Origin of the sequence: Limosilactobacillus ingluviei str. Autruche 4, from assembly GCF_000312405.1 — a bacterium.
GTDB lineage: Bacteria > Bacillota > Bacilli > Lactobacillales > Lactobacillaceae > Limosilactobacillus > Limosilactobacillus ingluviei.
Window position 1 is genome coordinate 63,499 of sequence record NZ_HE997177.1, and the last position, 16,049, is coordinate 79,547.

The 16,049-nt window shown below is 51.9% G+C and carries 12 protein-coding genes and 1 other RNA gene; 6 read left to right on the plus strand and 7 right to left on the minus strand.

The annotated features are described in order from the left end of the window. Positions 1-14 precede the first annotated feature (14 nt). From prfB to tadA, 5 genes are all read right to left on the minus strand, one after another. A protein-coding gene (gene prfB / locus BN54_RS09075) for a peptide chain release factor 2 (protein ID WP_191976457.1) occupies positions 15-1,131 on the minus strand; the annotation gives its coding sequence in 2 pieces (ribosomal slippage) (positions 15-1,058 and positions 1,060-1,131; 1,116 coding nt in all). Positions 1,132-1,240: 109 nt separating this feature from the next. Beyond that, complete coding sequence (gene secA, locus BN54_RS09080) at positions 1,241-3,607, minus strand: preprotein translocase subunit SecA (protein WP_019206884.1); 2,367 nt, start codon at positions 3,605-3,607, stop codon at positions 1,241-1,243. A gap of 212 nt (positions 3,608-3,819) precedes the next feature. Then, complete coding sequence (locus BN54_RS09085; RefSeq protein WP_019206885.1) at positions 3,820-4,896, minus strand: NAD(P)-dependent alcohol dehydrogenase; 1,077 nt, start codon at positions 4,894-4,896, stop codon at positions 3,820-3,822. A gap of 198 nt (positions 4,897-5,094) precedes the next feature. Then, an RNA gene (ffs, locus tag BN54_RS10085) (signal recognition particle sRNA small type) lies at positions 5,095-5,191 on the minus strand. A gap of 48 nt (positions 5,192-5,239) precedes the next feature. Continuing rightward, positions 5,240-5,731, minus strand: a complete 492-nt coding sequence (gene tadA / locus BN54_RS09090; protein WP_019206886.1) for a tRNA adenosine(34) deaminase TadA — start codon at positions 5,729-5,731, stop codon at positions 5,240-5,242. A 260-nt stretch (positions 5,732-5,991) separates the two neighbouring features. Here tadA and nrdH point away from each other — a divergent pair, with 260 nt between their 5' ends. The 4 genes from nrdH (at position 5,992) to abc-f (ending at position 11,391) form a co-directional block, all read left to right on the plus strand. Further along, the gene (gene nrdH, locus BN54_RS09095) at positions 5,992-6,213 is read left to right on the plus strand and encodes a glutaredoxin-like protein NrdH (protein WP_019206887.1); all 222 of its coding nucleotides are present in this window, start codon (positions 5,992-5,994) and stop codon (positions 6,211-6,213) included. Between the two features lie 125 nt (positions 6,214-6,338). Further along, complete coding sequence (nrdE, locus tag BN54_RS09100; protein ID WP_019206888.1) at positions 6,339-8,510, plus strand: class 1b ribonucleoside-diphosphate reductase subunit alpha; 2,172 nt, start codon at positions 6,339-6,341, stop codon at positions 8,508-8,510. A 96-nt stretch (positions 8,511-8,606) separates the two neighbouring features. After that, positions 8,607-9,608: a class 1b ribonucleoside-diphosphate reductase subunit beta gene (nrdF, locus tag BN54_RS09105; protein ID WP_019206889.1), complete on the plus strand. Its 1,002-nt coding sequence runs from the start codon at positions 8,607-8,609 to the stop codon at positions 9,606-9,608. A 310-nt stretch (positions 9,609-9,918) separates the two neighbouring features. Then, on the plus strand, positions 9,919-11,391 hold the full coding sequence (gene abc-f, locus BN54_RS09110; protein ID WP_019206890.1) for a ribosomal protection-like ABC-F family protein: 1,473 nt from the start codon (positions 9,919-9,921) through the stop codon (positions 11,389-11,391). A gap of 123 nt (positions 11,392-11,514) precedes the next feature. Here abc-f and BN54_RS09115 read toward each other — a convergent pair whose 3' ends face one another. Then, positions 11,515-12,381: a transporter substrate-binding domain-containing protein gene (locus tag BN54_RS09115; RefSeq protein ID WP_019206891.1), complete on the minus strand. Its 867-nt coding sequence runs from the start codon at positions 12,379-12,381 to the stop codon at positions 11,515-11,517. Between the two features lie 73 nt (positions 12,382-12,454). Then, on the minus strand, positions 12,455-13,135 hold the full coding sequence (locus tag BN54_RS09120) for an amino acid ABC transporter permease (protein WP_019206892.1): 681 nt from the start codon (positions 13,133-13,135) through the stop codon (positions 12,455-12,457). A gap of 138 nt (positions 13,136-13,273) precedes the next feature. Between BN54_RS09120 and BN54_RS09125 the strand changes: the two genes are divergently transcribed. Together BN54_RS09125 and BN54_RS09130 are read left to right on the plus strand one after the other, a co-directional pair. After that, positions 13,274-14,752 carry an amidase gene (locus tag BN54_RS09125; protein ID WP_040470200.1) on the plus strand — a complete coding sequence of 493 codons (1,479 nt, stop codon included), beginning with the start codon at positions 13,274-13,276 and terminating at the stop codon, positions 14,750-14,752. A gap of 68 nt (positions 14,753-14,820) precedes the next feature. Further along, positions 14,821-15,972: an ArgE/DapE family deacylase gene (locus tag BN54_RS09130; RefSeq protein WP_019206894.1), complete on the plus strand. Its 1,152-nt coding sequence runs from the start codon at positions 14,821-14,823 to the stop codon at positions 15,970-15,972. Positions 15,973-16,049 lie beyond the last annotated feature (77 nt).

The window sequence follows — 16,049 nt, forward strand, 5'->3', positions numbered from 1 at the left end:
TTAGCAGAACGCAATTAATCCTGGGTCTTTTGACTTAACTTCCATTGTAAGAAGGCATTGATGAACGGATCCAGGTTTCCGTCCATGACCCCTTGAACATCGTGGGTCTCGTAACTGGTCCGGTTGTCTTTAACCAGGGAATACGGGTGAAAGACGTACGAGCGAATTTGCGACCCCCAGCCAATTTCCGCTTGTTCCCCTTCCAGTTGCGCCCGTTCCTGGGCCTTTTTTTCCTGTTCCAATTCGTACAACTTCGACTTCAGCATGTTCATCGCCGTCACCCGGTTTTGCAGCTGGGAACGTTCCGCCTGGGACGCCGTGACGATCCCGGTTGGCAAGTGGGTAATCCGCACCGCCGATTCCGTCTTGTTGATGTGTTGGCCCCCGGCCCCACTCGAACGGAAGGTATCAATCCGTAAGTCGGTGGGATCAATGTTGACCTCCACGTCATCATCCAATTCCGGCATGACGTCGACTGAAGCAAAGGAAGTATGCCGCCGGTTAGCCGAATCAAATGGCGAGATCCGCACCAAGCGGTGCACCCCTTTTTCCGGATGCAGGTAACCATAAGCATTGTGCCCCTTGATCAAGAGGGTTACGCTCTTAATCCCGGCTTCTTCACCAGCTTCATAGTTCGCCACTTCAACCGTAAAGTGGTGCTGGTCCGCCCACCGCGTGTACATCCGCAACAACATTTCGCCCCAGTCCTGGGCTTCCGTCCCCCCGGCTCCCGGGTGAATTTCTAAAATGGCATCCTTGGCGTCATAAGGTTCACTTAAGAGCTGACTCAACCGGTAGGCTTCCAGTTGCGCTTGGGTCGTTTTCAGGTTGGTGGCTAACTCCGCGGCCAAAGCCGGATCGGCTTCTAACTCCAATAATTCAATCGTGTCGGCTAAATCCCGCACCGCGGCTTGGAGGTCCGTAAAAGTATCCCGGCGCTCCTTCAATTCATTATTTTGGGCGATCAATTTTTGGGCCGCTTGTTGGTCTTGCCAAAAGTCCGGTTCGGCCATCCGGTGTTCGTTTAAGGCGATGCTTTCATTTAAGGCATCTAAGTCAAAGAGACCTCCCGAAGCGCGCAATCTGTGATTGCATGGCTTCTAACTGCTTTTTTGCTTCACTTAATTCCATAATTACTCCTTTATTTTTGGCCTGGCAAAGCGTCGTTTAAACCAAAATGGGCGCCCCAATGCAAAGTTCCCCTTGCGATTGGGAACGCCCCGATCGTTAACGTTAGACTTTAACGGGTGACATTTTGCCGAATTTCCGACTTCATAAAGAGCCGGGTCGTTTCGTATTCAATGTCGGCAATCATCTGTTCAAACATGTGGTAACCCGCGGTTTGGTATTCGACCAGCGGATTCAACTGGCCGTATCCCCGCAGCCCCACCGACTGCCGGAATTGGTCCATAACGTCAATGTGATCAGTCCAGTGTGAATCCACCACCCGCAAGATGACGACTTTTTCAAATTCCAGCATTTGGGCTGCGTCGTAGAGCTGCCGCTGCTTATCCTTGTAAACCCCTTCGGCCAGGCTCATCAAGTAATCAACGATTTGATCGGCATCCTTGCCGACTAAATCGCGCATACTGATCTGGTCGGGCTTGACCAAGACCTCGGTGGCAAAGTCCAAGATCCCTTGTAATTGCCAGTCTTCTGGGTTCCCTAAGGTGTGTTGGTCGACTTCGCGTTGGATCGTCCGCTTGACCATCGGCATCAAGACCCACTTCAATGATTGCTTTTCCGTAATCACTTGTTGCCGTTCTTTGTAGATGATTTCCCGCTGTTCGCGCATTACGTCATCGTATTGCAACACATTTTTCCGCGAGTCGTAGTTGTTCCCTTCGACCCGCTTTTGCGCGGATTCAACCTGGCGGGTCAAAAAGCGGCTCTTGATGACGGCGTCTTCACCGTCCACCTTCATCCGTTCCAAGAAGGCCTTGATCCGTTCACCCCCGAACCGCTTCATTAAGTCGTCTTCCAGGGAAAGGTAGAACTGGGATAAACCTGGGTCCCCCTGCCGACCGGAACGGCCCCGCAGTTGGTTATCAATCCGGCGCGATTCGTGCCGTTCGGTCCCGATCACCGCCAGCCCGCCGAGTTCCTTGACCCCTGGTCCGAGCTTGATGTCAGTCCCCCGCCCGGCCATGTTGGTCGCAATCGTGACGGCGCCCACTTGCCCGGCGTTCTTAACAATTTCGGCTTCCTTCGCGTGGTTCTTCGCGTTTAAGACCACGTGGGGAATCTTTTCTTGGTCTAACAGGTGCGACAGGTATTCCGACGTTTCAACGGCCACCGTCCCGACTAAGACGGGCTGCCCTTTTTCATGCAAGGCCTTGATCCGCTTGACCACCGCCGTAAACTTGCTTTCCAACGTCGGGTACAGCAAGTCGGGTTCGTCTTGCCGGGCAACCGGCCGGTTAGTCGGAATCGAGATCGTTTCCATGTTGTAGATTTCTCGGAATTCTTCCATTTCGGTCCGGGCCGTCCCAGTCATCCCCGCCAGTTTGCTGTACATCCGGAACAGGTTTTGGTAGGTGATGTTGGCCATCGTCTTGTTTTCTTCCTGGATTTCCACGTGTTCCTTGGCTTCGATGGCTTGGTGCAAACCATCGGAGAAGCGCCGGCCTTCCATTACCCGCCCGGTAAAGGAGTCCACGATCAAGACTTCACCGTTGGAAACCACGTAATCCTTATCCTTTAACATGATGTAATTGGCCCGCAAGGCTTGATCCAAGTGGTGAGTCAAGGCGGTGTTGTCGGGATCATAGAGGTTCTTCAAGTTAAAGTATTTTTCAGCCTTTTGGATCCCTTCGTCCGTCAAAGCAACCGTCTTGGATTCCAAGTCGATCTTGTAATCCTGCTCCTCTTGCAGTTTCTTAACGAAACGGTCCGTTTGTTGGTAGAGCTTGGACGTCCCCGTCCCGGGACCGGAAATAATCAAAGGCGTCCGCGCTTCGTCAATTAAAATGGAGTCCACTTCATCGACCAAGGCAAAGTTTAACCCCCGTTGCACCTGATCTTCTTGGTAGACTGCCATGTTGTCACGCAAGTAGTCAAACCCGATTTCACTGTTAGTCGAGTACATAATATCGGCTTGGTAAGCTGCCCGCTTTTCATCCGGCGTCTTTTCGGTCCCATTGACCCCGACCGAGCATCCCAGCCAGTTGTACAGTTGCCCCATTTCTTCGGCGTCCCGCTCTGACAGGTATTCGTTAACCGTGATTACGTGTACCCCTTTCCCACTCAGGGCGTTTAAGTAGACCGGCATTGTGGCCGTTAGGGTCTTCCCTTCCCCGGTCTTCATTTCCGCGATGTTCCCCTCATGCAGGACAATGCCCCCCATGATTTGCACGTGGAATGGGTACAGCCCCAAGACCCGCTTGGCCCCTTCCCGGGCCACCGCAAAGGCTTCGGGCAACAAGTGATCCAGATCTTCTCCTTGTTCTTGAACCCGCTTTTTAAATTCCGTTGTCTTCGCTTTCAACTGGTCATCAGAGAGCGCTGCCATCTGATCGGCATAGCTTTCCACTTTATTTGCGATTTTATTGATCCGGCGCAATTCCCGCCGGTCACTTTCAATCCACTTTCTGAGTATGTTCGCCATTAATGCGTCCTGTCCTTCCTCATCAGATTTGCCGGCCGTAGTTACCTAAAATAACCGGTATTTTTCCATTCTAATTTAAAATTCACAAAATCCATTTTAACATGATCAATATGCAATTGAAACTAATAACTCGCCTTCGCTGCGCCTTTGATCAGCGAATAAAAAAACAGTGGAGAAATTTCGTTTCCCCACTGCTAACCACAGTTACGGCCTTAATCGATATCGTTGCAAATGACCACCGGTTTGATCACGTCGGCTGGCTTCTTGTGCATTAATTCAACCGCATCGGCAATGTGTTCAAAGCCTTCAAACCGTTGGGTAATCATCAAAGATGGGTCAATCCGGCCGTTAACGACCAAGGAGGCCAGCTTTTCCATCCGCAGCCGGCCACCAGGCATCAGGCCACCGTGCAGGGTCTTGTGACTCATCCCGACTCCCCAGTTGGCGGCATTGAAGACCACATCATCGTGTCCGTTCAAGTAGTTAACGTTCCCGATCGCGCCACCGGGCTTGAGGATCCGCATCGCTTGATCAAAGGTGTGGGCAGCATCCCCACCGGCAATCAAAACTTTGTCCACGCCCTTGCCATCGGTTAACTTCAAGATTTGGTCTGCTAAATCACCAGCGTGGTAATCAACCAGATCCGTGGCGCCATACTTCTTAGCGACTTCAAAAGTAATCGGCCGGTCGTTAGAACCCACGGCAATCAAACGGCCCGCGCCGTGTAAGACGGCACCGCGCACGGCCATTAAGCCAACTGGGCCCACCCCGATTACGGCTACGGTGTCCCCAAACTCGACCCCGGCCAATTCTGAAGCGTGCAAGCCCGTCGGGATCATGTCCGATAGCATTGTCGCAACGGCCGGGTCGATTTCCTTTGGCAATAAGGCCAAGTTGCCGTCGGCGTCGTTAACGTGGAAGCGGGTCGCAAAGACCCCGTCCTTAATATTGGAGAACTTCCAGCCGGCCAGCATCCCGCCGGAGTGGACCGCGTAGCCAGCTTGCGATTCCACCTTCGACCAATCGGGGGTGATGGCTGGAACTAAAACCCGGTCACCCACCTTAAAGTCCTGCACCTCGGAGCCGACTTCAACGATTTCCCCGCAGGCTTCGTGCCCCAAAATCATGTCTTCACGCGGGCCAATCGCATCTTCAAAGACGGTGTGAATATCAGACGTACATGGCGCCACGGCCAGTGGCTTTACCAAGGCATCGCGCGGGCCAACTTTCGGATCTGGTTTTTCAATAAACCCGGTCTTGTTTGGTCCCAACATTGCAAATCCACGCATGTAAATTTCCCCTTTCTGTCAATCATTAAGAAAACCCTTACACACTTATTGTAGATAACCCCGTCACGTTTGTTAACCAATTCACTCATTTGTTTTTTTATCGGGAAAAGGCGGTTGGGACTGACCTTGTGGCCACCATGCTTGGATCAACGAAAAAAGCCACCGGGCAGAATTATCCTCCTGCGCCAGTGGCATTCCAAAATATGTACATAAAGCACAAGCCGGAGCATCCTTAGTGCTGCTACCTTCCGGTCCTGACACGGTTCGCGAGTCCAACCTTGCTTTACGGCCATAACGGCAAGTACTACTTTACCGTATTTACCCCCAAATTACCAGTCTTTTCTCAATTATTTTGTTTGGCCGCTTGCTTAGCCAACTTTTTCCGGCGGCGAATCCCCCGGAAAAATTGCCGCAGCAATTCACCGCCTTCCGCTGCCAACACCCCGGCTACGACTTCAACTTGGTGGTTCAACCGCTCATCATTCAATAAATGGTAAAGTGACGCCACGGCCCCGGCTTTGGGGTCAGGCGCCGCGTAAATCACCCGCTTGACCCGGGCATTGATAATCGCCCCGCTGCACATAATGCAAGGCTCGAGCGTGACGTACAGATCACAATCTTCCAAGCGCCAGCTCCCCAAGGTTTGGCAGGCTTCCATAATGGCCAACATCTCAGCATGATAGGTAGCATCTTGAAATTTTTCCCGCATGTTGTGGCCACGCCCCACGATTTGGCCCTGGTACACGACCACCGCCCCAATTGGCACTTCCCCCAACAATTCGGCTTGGCGCGCTTCAGCTAAGGCTGCACGCATGTATTTTTCATCTTGACTCATTTTTCCTCCGCGCATTTTACTGTTTTTTTCTCTGAACCAGTGTATAATAAATTCTCGTTGATCACCACGGTTCAAATGACTTAAAAATCATTTTCAAATCTTTTTTTCTGGTGATTGAAAGCGAATCAAAGTCCGTTTTTATCCACCATATCTTGTATTCGATTTTTTATCGACCACGAGATATGGTGGTTTTTAAATTGCTTTTTCCGCAAAATCCGCTATACTTTAATTCAACAAATTCGTAACAGGGGGACTTAATGATGGTAACTGTCTTTTCCAAAAATAACTGCATCCAATGCACGATGACCAAGCGTTTCTTAGAACAACACCACGTCAACTTTATTGAACACAACATTGATGAACAACCCGAATTCGTTGATGCATTAAAGCAAGAAGGATTTAAGGCTACACCGGTAGTTAAGTTACCGAACGGGTCAGCTTTTACCGGTTTCCGGCCGGATATGCTCAAGCAATTGGCCTAGGGTCCCCCCAGAAATAAGGCTGGGGCGTGCCCCCGGCAGCCCAACCATGTCGAGTGGGAGGTTTGAAAATTGACCACCACTCTTTTTTTATGTAACAAATTTGACTTGAAGGAGAATTTAACACCATGGCACTCTCTGATATCGACCTGACCCAAGTTAAATACTTTGACTTAAACAATGAAATCAACATTCCCAAAAATGGCCAAATTCAATTAAACAAGGATCAAGAAGCCTTGCAAGATTTCTTGGCTACGAATGTTAAACCCAACACCAAGCAATTTGGTTCCGTGGCCGAACGGTTGAACTGGTTGATGGATCACGACTACATCGAACGGGACTTTATTGAACAATATTCAATGACCTTCATTACCCGGCTGTACGATTACCTCAAGGGTGCCGGCTTCCAGTTCCATTCCTTTATGGCCGCTTACAAATTTTATGCCCAATACGCCCTGCGGACCGACGATAAGGAATACTACTTGGAAAATTACATCGATCGCGTCGCAATGAACGCTTTATTCCTGGCTGGCGGGGATGAAGATTTAGCCATGGATCTGGCCGATGAATTGATCCACCAACGCTACCAACCGGCCACCCCGACCTTCTTAAATGTCGGGCGCAAGCGGCGCGGGGAATTTGTTTCCTGCTTTGAAATTCAAGCGACCGACAACATGAACACGATCGGCCGGACGATCAACTCCGCCTTGCAACTGTCTAAGATTGGGGGCGGCGTGGGGATCAACCTGACCAACTTACGGGAAGCCGGGGCCCCAATCAAGAAGATCAAGGGTGCAGCCAGTGGGGTCGTCCCGGTCATGAAGTTATTGGAAGACGCCTTCTCCTACTCAAACCAATTAGGCCAACGCCAAGGGGCCGGGGTCGTGTACCTGTCGGTCTTCCACCCCGACATTGTCGCTTTTTTATCGGCCAAGAAAGAAAACGCCGACGAAAAAATCCGGCTTAAGACCCTCTCCTTAGGGATTACCGTCCCGGATAAGTTCTATGAACTGGTTGAAGCCGGCGCGCAAATGGCCCTCTTTAGCCCTTACGACGTCGAACGGGTCTACGGCGAACCCTTTGCTTACGTTGACATTACCAAGGAATATGACAACCTGGTCAACAACCCGGAAATTACCAAGAAGTGGATTGATGCCCGGGAATTGGAAGATGAAATTTCCAAGTTGCAACAAGAATCTGGTTATCCTTACATTGTCAATTTAGACACCGAAAACCGGGCCAACCCGGTCTTTGGGAAGATCACGATGAGCAACTTGTGCTCCGAAATCGCCCAAGTCCAATCGCCATCCGTGGTTGCCGATGACCAATCCTATGAAACGTTAGGGACCGACGTTTCTTGTAATTTAGGCTCAACCAACGTCGCTAACCTGATGGAAAGCCCAGACCTGGGCCGGTCGATCCGGGCCATGATGCGGGCCTTGACCCACATTTCAGACGCGGAAAGCCTGACCGTTGTCCCATCCATTCGCAAGGGCAATGACCTCTACCACTCCGTCGGGCTGGGCGCGATGGGGCTGCACGGCTACTTGGCCAAGCACCACATCCAATACGGCAGTCCAGTGGCCATCGAATTTACCGGGGTTTACTTCATGTTGTTAAACTACTGGACGTTGGTGGCTTCCAACGAAATCGCCAAGGAAAAGGGCGAAAGCTTCTATGAATTCGAAAAGAGTGCCTACGCCGATGGTTCCTACTTTGACAAGTACCTCAGCCAAGACTGGGGGCCAAAGACGGCGGCCGTCAAGAAACTCTTCCAAGGCTTCTTTATCCCCGGTCCCGCGGATTGGGCGAAATTAAAAGCCAAAATTCAAGCCGATGGACTTTACAATGCCTACCGGCTAGCGGTCGCCCCGAATGGTTCGACTTCTTACATCGGCGATTCCACTTCCAGCCTGCACCCAATCATCAACCGCATCGAAGAACGGCAAGAAAAGATGATCGGCAAGATTTACTACCCGGCCCCATACTTAAACAATGATACAATGCCATACTACAAGTCTGCGTACGATACTGATATGCGTTCGGTCATTGAAACTTATGCGGCGGCCCAAGAACACGTCGACCAGTCCTTATCGATGACGCTTTTCATGCGTTCGACCATTCCGGCCGGGATGTACGAATGGAAGGACGGCGGCACCGACAAGATGACGACCCGGGACTTAAACATCTTGCGTCACTACGCCCACCAACGGGGCATCAAATCAATCTACTACATCCGGACCTTTACGGATGACAGTGCCGAAATCGGTGCGAACCAATGTGAATCCTGTGTCATTTAAGCGACTGCACAAGCATCGTACCAACGTGATATAATCGAAAACGTGGTTTTACCAGCCCGATTTTCAAAGAAACTAGCAGACAGAGAGGCAAACACCATGGCAATCAAAAACTATGAAGCGATCAATTGGAACCAAGTTTCCGACATGATTGACAAAGCAACCTGGGAAAAGCTCACGGAGCAATTCTGGCTTGATACCCGGATCCCGGTCTCCAACGACCTGGATGACTGGCGCGAACTGGATGACGATCACCGCTGGGTGGTTGGGCACGTCTTTGGGGGGTTGACCCTGTTAGACACCTTGCAATCTGAAGCCGGGATGACGGCCTTAAAGCAAGACGTCAAGACCCAACACGAAACGGCGGTTTTAAACAACATTCAGTTTATGGAATCCGTCCACGCCAAATCGTATTCCACCATCTTTACGACTTTGAATACGCCCGACGAAATTGAAGAAATCTTCAAGTGGTCCGATACCGAAGAATTCTTGCAAAGCAAGGCCATCCGGATCGGAAATCTCTACTTAGACCCCGAAGAAGATCCGCTGAAAAAGAAGATTGCCAACGTGTTCTTAGAAACCTTCCTCTTCTACTCTGGTTTCTACACCCCGCTGTATTACTTAGGTCACAACAAACTGAACAACGTGGCTGAAATTATCAAACTGATTTTACGGGATGAATCCGTGCACGGGACTTACGTCGGTTACAAGTTCCAAGTTGGGATGCGGCAATTAAGCACCAAGCGCCAACAAGAAATCAAAGATTGGATGTACACGTTCTTGTACGACCTCTACGACAACGAAGAAAAGTACACCCACTTGCTTTATGATCAAGTCGGGTGGACCGATGATGTCTTAACCTTTATTCGCTACAATGCCAACAAGGCGTTGATGAACCTCGGGCAAGATCCGCTCTTCCCGGACACCGATGAAGACGTCAACCCAGTGGTTATGAACGGGATTTCAACCACGACTTCCAACCACGACTTTTTCTCCCAAGTCGGTAACGGCTACCGGCTCGGGGCTGTAGAAGCCATGCGCGACAGCGATTACCACGTTGCCAGCCCAAACGCCGGCAAAGACGCCGACGCGAAGGAATAATTTCATCAGGAGCTAAGGAGCGTCCGCGTTCTTAGCCCCTTTTTTGCTGCTATTTCGTTGACACGATTGGCCAAGCTTGTTACAATCAACCTATCATTTTACGAAAGGTGGCATCCGCCCTTGTTGAACTAATCTTGTCCAGACCAACCAAGTTTCCCGTCCCTTACGACGGCTGATTTGGCGATGACAAGATTAGACTATCGTGTGGAGAGCCCCTCAGTGGGCGGTCTTTTTGGGCCACCGCCAAAGTCCTGTCATCCCGACAGGACTTTTTTAATTGGTCGTCAGTCCCCTTGAAAGGATTGATTGAATGCCAACCTTAACCATGAAAAACTTAACCTTTGCCTACCCGGGCCAAGCGCCCCTCTTCGACCACGTCAACTTAACCCTTGACACCAATTGGCGACTCGGCTTGCTCGGGCGCAACGGCCGGGGGAAAACGACCCTCTTAAAATTGCTGTTGGGCCAGCTGAAGGCCCAGGGGACCATCACCGCCCCGGTGGCTTTTGAATATTACCCCCACCCAGTCGCTGATTCCGACCAATTAACCCTCTTTGCCCTGCAGGCCACCAGTCCGGCCGAACAGTGGGAAATCGAGCGGGAATTAGCCCAGCTGAATTGTGAGCCAACGATTCTCTGGCAGCCGTTTGCCACGCTGTCCGGCGGTGAACAAACCAAAGCCCTGCTGGCCCTCGCCTTTGCTGATCCCCGCCGGTTTGTCTTACTGGACGAACCGACCAACCACCTCGATGCCCCGACCCGGGCGGTCGTTGCCAATTACCTCCGCCACAAAAAGCAGGGCTACATCGTCACCAGCCACGACCGGCGTTTTTTGGATCAAGTCATTGACCATGTCTTGGCAATCGAGGCCACCCAGCTGACCCTGCAACAGGGCAACGCCACCAATTACCGCCAGCAAAAGGCCCGGCGCGATCAGACTAACGCCGCGCAAAACCAGCGCCTCAAAAAAGAAATTGTCAGCCTCCACCAAGCCGCCGAGCAACGCCGCCACTGGGCCCAACAGGCTGAGCGCAAAAAGGAGCGGGCCAGTCACGGTGACAAGGGCTTTTTGGGCGCCAAAGCCGCCCGGGCCATGAAACGTTCGCAAAGCCTGGTCAAGCGCTTAAACGACCAAGCCGCCCAGCGCCAGGGTCTGCTAGCCAACCTCGAAACCAGTGCGCCGCTGACAATGGCCTGGCAAGCGGGCCACCACGCGACGGTCTTGACGGCCCGCCACCTGACCCTGGCGCTGCCTACTCACTCACTGGGGCCGCTCGATTTTACCCTTAAACGCGGCGAGCAATTAATCATTACCGGTCCCAATGGCTGCGGCAAAACCAGCCTCTTAAGATCTTTACAGCACGCAATTGACCACCACACCCCGACGACCACCCTGCAGTTTACCCCGGAGCTAAAGCTGGCCACCCTCCCCCAGCAAGTCCACTTTGCCCACCAATCCCTCCGCGAATACGCCAAGGATCACCAGCTTGATTATCCTGCCTTACTCAACTTTCTCTTCAAGCTCGGGATGGCCCGCGCTGAATTTACCCACGCCACCGATGAACTCAGTTTCGGGCAGCAACGCAAATTGGCCCTGGCAACCTGTCTGCTGACCCCCGCCAACCTCTACTTCTTAGACGAACCCTTTAACTATCTCGATCTAATTAATCAGGATCAAATCTTGGCGCTGTTAAAGCAAGTCCGCCCGACCATGCTATTAGTGGAGCACGATCCGGCTTTGATTGCCCAATTAGGCGCCCCCACCTTGCCCCTGAATAATTAATTTGCTCACACCAGCACAAACGCTTAAATAATCTTGATTTTTTAAGTTTTTGCCGGTTTAATTTTAAATTATGTAAGAAAAAGTCCCGCACGATCGCAGCGTGCGGGACTTTGTGCATTCTATCTAATTGCGGCCAGTGTATTGGTCAGAAATCGTAAAGTGCTTGGAGATGTGGACCTGTGGTTGCTTGGTAACGTCCGCTCCGTAGTACTTTTCGGCAATCTTCTTGATCGTTCCATCCTTGAGCAGCTTCTTTAAGGACTTATTAATCTTCTTTTGCAGGGCCTTATCCTGCTTGTTAATAATCATCCCTTCCCCAGCGCCATCGAGGTTGGTGGTAAAGTACATGTTTGGCAAAATCTTCAAACCACTGTCCGGCACTGCCTTTAGGGCTAATTTTTGCAGGTAGTAGTCATTCATAATCAAGTCCGTCTTGCCGTTCTTGACGTCCTTTAAGTAGACGTCATTTGAAACATTATCGTAGTTGACCAATTGGGCCCCCAATTGTTGGGCTAAGCGTTGGTAACCCGTCCCGGCTTCTCCGGCCGCTTTCTTGCCCTTAATATCGGCCCAAGAATGGATCCCAGAGTCATCGCTGGCCCGCACCACGATACTGTTAAAGGAGTGCTTAAATGGCGTTGACATTAAGAATTGCTTTTGCCGGGCTGGTGAGATGGCAAAATCATTCACGGCTAAGTCGGCCTTCCCGGATTTAACCGCGGCCAATTGCCCATCGACGTTGTATTCCTTAAACTTGACTTTCATCCCCAAATCCTTGGCCACGGCCCGGACAACTTCAATGTCGTAACCCGTCAGCTTCTTGGTCTTGGAGTCATGATATGAGGTTGGATACAGCGTCCCGGAAGTCGCAACGGTTAAAGTTTTTGGCGTGGCGGTTGACTTTTTACCACACGCTGTCAAGCCCCCAACGACCAACAAGGCCGCTGCCGCGACCGCCGCTAATTTCATCCGACGTGATTTGAAAAACATAGTACTGCCTCCTAAAGTTGATGGTTACATGATAAGTGATTTTACCAAAAAAGCAAGCGCTCCCATTTGTGCTTTATTGCGCAAAATGACGATTTAAGTAGCGTTCTAAGACATCTTGGCCAAAGGACATCAAACAGCAAACCAACCAGTAAATGATGGCAATCACGATATAGATCGTCATGTAATCCTGGTTGGCCCCGGCCACGATTTTGGCCTGCATAAACATTTCGGAAACCGTGATCATCGCTACCAATGAGGTGCCCTTAAACAAATCCAACAAGACGTTCCCCAAGGACGGAATTGCAATCCGAAAGGCCTGGGGCAGGAGAATGTGGTAGACCACCCCAAGGTAGGAAAAGCCCAATGACAACCCCGCTTCTAACTGGCCCGGGTCAATGGCAATAAAGGCGGACCGGTAATATTCAGCAATAAAGGCCGCTGGCACAATCGTCAGCGATAAAATGGCCGCTGGAATCGCATCCAGGTTCAACCCAAAGTAAGTCAAAAACAAAACGACCAGCATCGGCACCCCCCGGAAAAAGGAAATATAAAACCGGGCCGGCCACTGCAAGATTTTAAAACGACTGATCCGCATCAACATGATGACAAAGCCCAAGACGTTTGCCAAACTAAAGCAAATCACCAACAACAACAACGACATCGGCAACCCACTTAGAATCGTTGGCAAGGACGACACGGCCAATGGCGCATCAAAATAGCCCGGAATCGAGAGCTGTTGCAACAAAGCTTCCATTTTGCATCCCACCTTTTAAGAATTATTAACATTTACCCTCAAATCGTATATAATTTAACCACTAAATTCAAGCGCTTACAAGAAATAAGTGGTAAGATAAGAACCAATTAGCCACTAAAATTTGTTTTTTTGGAAAGGATGCTTGCGATGAGTGAAAATCTGATGTTACAGTCGGCAACGCATTTAGCCCACTTGGTGCGCACCAAGCAAGTCAGTGCCCGGGAGCTGATTGCGGCCGCTTTTGACCAAATTGAACGGCAAAATCCCCAGCTTAACGCCGTGATCAGCGAACGGCGCGCCCAAGCCGAACAGGATGCTGACCGCCTGGTCGATCACGGGCAACCCTTCTTGGGAGTCCCGCTGTTACTCAAGGGTCTGGGACAAGCCAAAGCCGGCTTGCCTGCGACCAACGCCAACCGCCTCTTTGCCGACCAAATTGCTCACCAATCCAGCAATTTTACCAAGGCCTTGGAAGCAGCCGGGTTTGTAATTATCGGTCAAACCAATTATCCCGAATTTGGCTTCAAAAACGTAACTGATTCCCAAATGTACGGTGATGCGCATAACCCGTGGAATCTTGCTTACTACCCGGGTGGTTCGTCCGGGGGGGCCGGGGCGGCGGTCGCTGCCGGACTCCTCCCCCTGGCCGCTGCTAGCGATGGCGGCGGCTCCATCCGGATTCCAGCCTCTTGGACCGGAACCATCGGCTTAAAACCGACCCGCGGACGAATCGTGACCGGTCCGACCGACTGGCGTTCTTGGCAAGGAGCGGCCGGCAGTTTTGCCATTACCCGCTCCGTCACCGACACGGCCCGGCTCTTGGAAGCTCTCCAAGCGTTGCAGCCAGCGGCCGTCTTCCAGGTTCCCTTAGCCGCCAGTTTTACTGACCGTTTAAACGAATTACCACCCCTTAAAATTGGTTATTTAACCACCTCACCAGTTGGCACTCCGGTTGACGATGAAGCCGTGCAAGCCGTCCAACAAGCCGTGACCTTTTTACAAGGGCAAGGTTTAACCGTTGAAGAAGTCGACTGGCCCACCAACGGTCGCCAATTAATGGAGACCTACTACCTGATGAATGAGGGCGAAACGGCGGCAATGTTTGACCAAATTGCCGCTGGGTTGGGGCGGCCGGTTACCCCAGCCGACATGGAACCGCTCACCTGGGCCCTGTATCAAACCGGGACCCACGTCTCGGCCAGTCAGTACAGCCGGGCCTTAAGTGCCTGGGATTTGGCTGGTGAACAAATGGCCCGTTTCCACGAGCAATACGACCTTTTGCTGACGCCGACCACGGCCACGATCGCCCCACGCATCGACCAGCCCTTGAATACCCCTGCTGAGTTGGCCACCATGGCCCACATTACCGAACTAAACCCGGCGGAGCAACAACAGTTCATTTGGGACCAGTGGCTGGCCGCTTTGACCCGCTCGCCCTTTACCCAGCAAGCCAACTTAACAGGGGAACCGGCGATCAGCTTACCAACCTACGTGACTGACGCCGGGCTACCCCTCGGGATTCAATTTATCGCCGGCAAGGGCCAAGAACTGCAACTGCTGCAAATCGCTGCCCGCTTTGAGCGCCACGGTCAATTCCACTTTTTGCATGCCAACTAACTTTACTTTTCTTTCCGGCTCTCGTATGATGAGAGTAGATTAAAAATAAATGAGAAAGGCTGATCGAGATGGAAGACAACGCGCGCCTCGCCTTATTAAAAAAGGCGATCCAATTTAATACCGCCAACGGCAACGAAGCCCCCCTGGCCCAGTGGCTCCAGCAAGTCCTGGCTGAACACGGCATTCAAAGTGAACTGGTCGAATTCGCCCCCCACCGGGCGGGCCTGGTCGCCGAAATTGGGACGGGCCAAGAACCAATTCTGGCCTTTGCTGGCCACCTCGATACGGTCGCGCCCAATGCAGCCGGCGCCTGGCAAACGGACCCCTTTGCGGCGGCAATCCATGATGGTGCCATCTACGGACGGGGCGCCGTTGACATGAAGGGCGGGCTGATTGCAACCGTCATTGCCTTGATCGAGTTGCATGCCGCTGGACTGCCCAAGACGGGCACGATTCGGCTCCTGCTATCTGGTGACGAAGAAGGCAGCGGTACGGGCGCCACGGCCTTGACCCAACGCGGTTACTTAGCGGGCGTTAGGGCCTTGGTCATGGCCGAAGCTTCTTCCCAAACGATCGAATACGCCCACTGCGGTTCCTTTGATTACATCGTCCACGCCCGCGGCAAAGCCGTCCACAGTTCCACCCCCGCCCTTGGTCACAACGCCTTGATGGACCTGGTTGATTTCATCAACGCCGAACAAACGGCGTTTGATGAGGTCGATGACAATCCGGTCTTAGGCGCCTTGGTCCACTCGATTACGGTCCTGCACGGGGGTGAACAGTTAAATACGATCCCCGACGCGGCCTTTTTAAAGGGCAATGTCCGCACCATTCCGGAATGCGACAACCAAGCGACCCAAGCCCGCTTGCAAGCCATTATTGAGCGCCTCAACCAAGGCGGGGCGGCCTTGGAGCTAGAAGTAGTCGGCGACTTTGCTCCGGTCGTCACGGACCCCGCCAACCCATTTATCACCCAGGTGCAAGCCGCCGTGAAGGAAATTAACCAAGTTGACGCACCCGTCGTCATTTCCAAGGGCGCCACTGACGCGTCGATGTACGTTAAGGGCAATCCGGATTTTGCCTTCGTGGAATACGGCCCGGGCGATGACACCCAATCGCACCAGGTAAATGAACATTTGAACCTCGCGGAATTTCTCGCTGCGCCGGCCGTGTACCAACAAATTGCCCACAATTTTTTCGCGGCCCTTGACAAAGAATGAGAATTCGATTAGATTATCATTAACAACCACGAGCAGACTAGTAACTTGACTTGATTTGTCCAGCGAGTCGGAACTGG

Bases quoted from the DNA above. Each gene is read 5' to 3' on its own strand.
- secA (WP_019206884.1), bottom strand. From the start codon at position 3,607: ATGGCGAACATACTCAGAAAGTGGATTGAAAGTGACCGGCGGGAATTG.
- BN54_RS09085 (WP_019206885.1), bottom strand. From the start codon at position 4,896: ATGCGTGGATTTGCAATGTTGGGACCAAACAAGACCGGGTTTATTGAA.
- tadA (WP_019206886.1), bottom strand. From the start codon at position 5,731: ATGAGTCAAGATGAAAAATACATGCGTGCAGCCTTAGCTGAAGCGCGC.
- nrdH (WP_019206887.1), top strand. From the start codon at position 5,992: ATGGTAACTGTCTTTTCCAAAAATAACTGCATCCAATGCACGATGACC.
- nrdE (WP_019206888.1), top strand. From the start codon at position 6,339: ATGGCACTCTCTGATATCGACCTGACCCAAGTTAAATACTTTGACTTA.
- nrdF (WP_019206889.1), top strand. From the start codon at position 8,607: ATGGCAATCAAAAACTATGAAGCGATCAATTGGAACCAAGTTTCCGAC.
- abc-f (WP_019206890.1), top strand. From the start codon at position 9,919: ATGCCAACCTTAACCATGAAAAACTTAACCTTTGCCTACCCGGGCCAA.
- BN54_RS09115 (WP_019206891.1), bottom strand. From the start codon at position 12,381: ATGTTTTTCAAATCACGTCGGATGAAATTAGCGGCGGTCGCGGCAGCG.
- BN54_RS09120 (WP_019206892.1), bottom strand. From the start codon at position 13,135: ATGGAAGCTTTGTTGCAACAGCTCTCGATTCCGGGCTATTTTGATGCG.
- BN54_RS09125 (WP_040470200.1), top strand. From the start codon at position 13,274: ATGCTTGCGATGAGTGAAAATCTGATGTTACAGTCGGCAACGCATTTA.
- BN54_RS09130 (WP_019206894.1), top strand. From the start codon at position 14,821: ATGGAAGACAACGCGCGCCTCGCCTTATTAAAAAAGGCGATCCAATTT.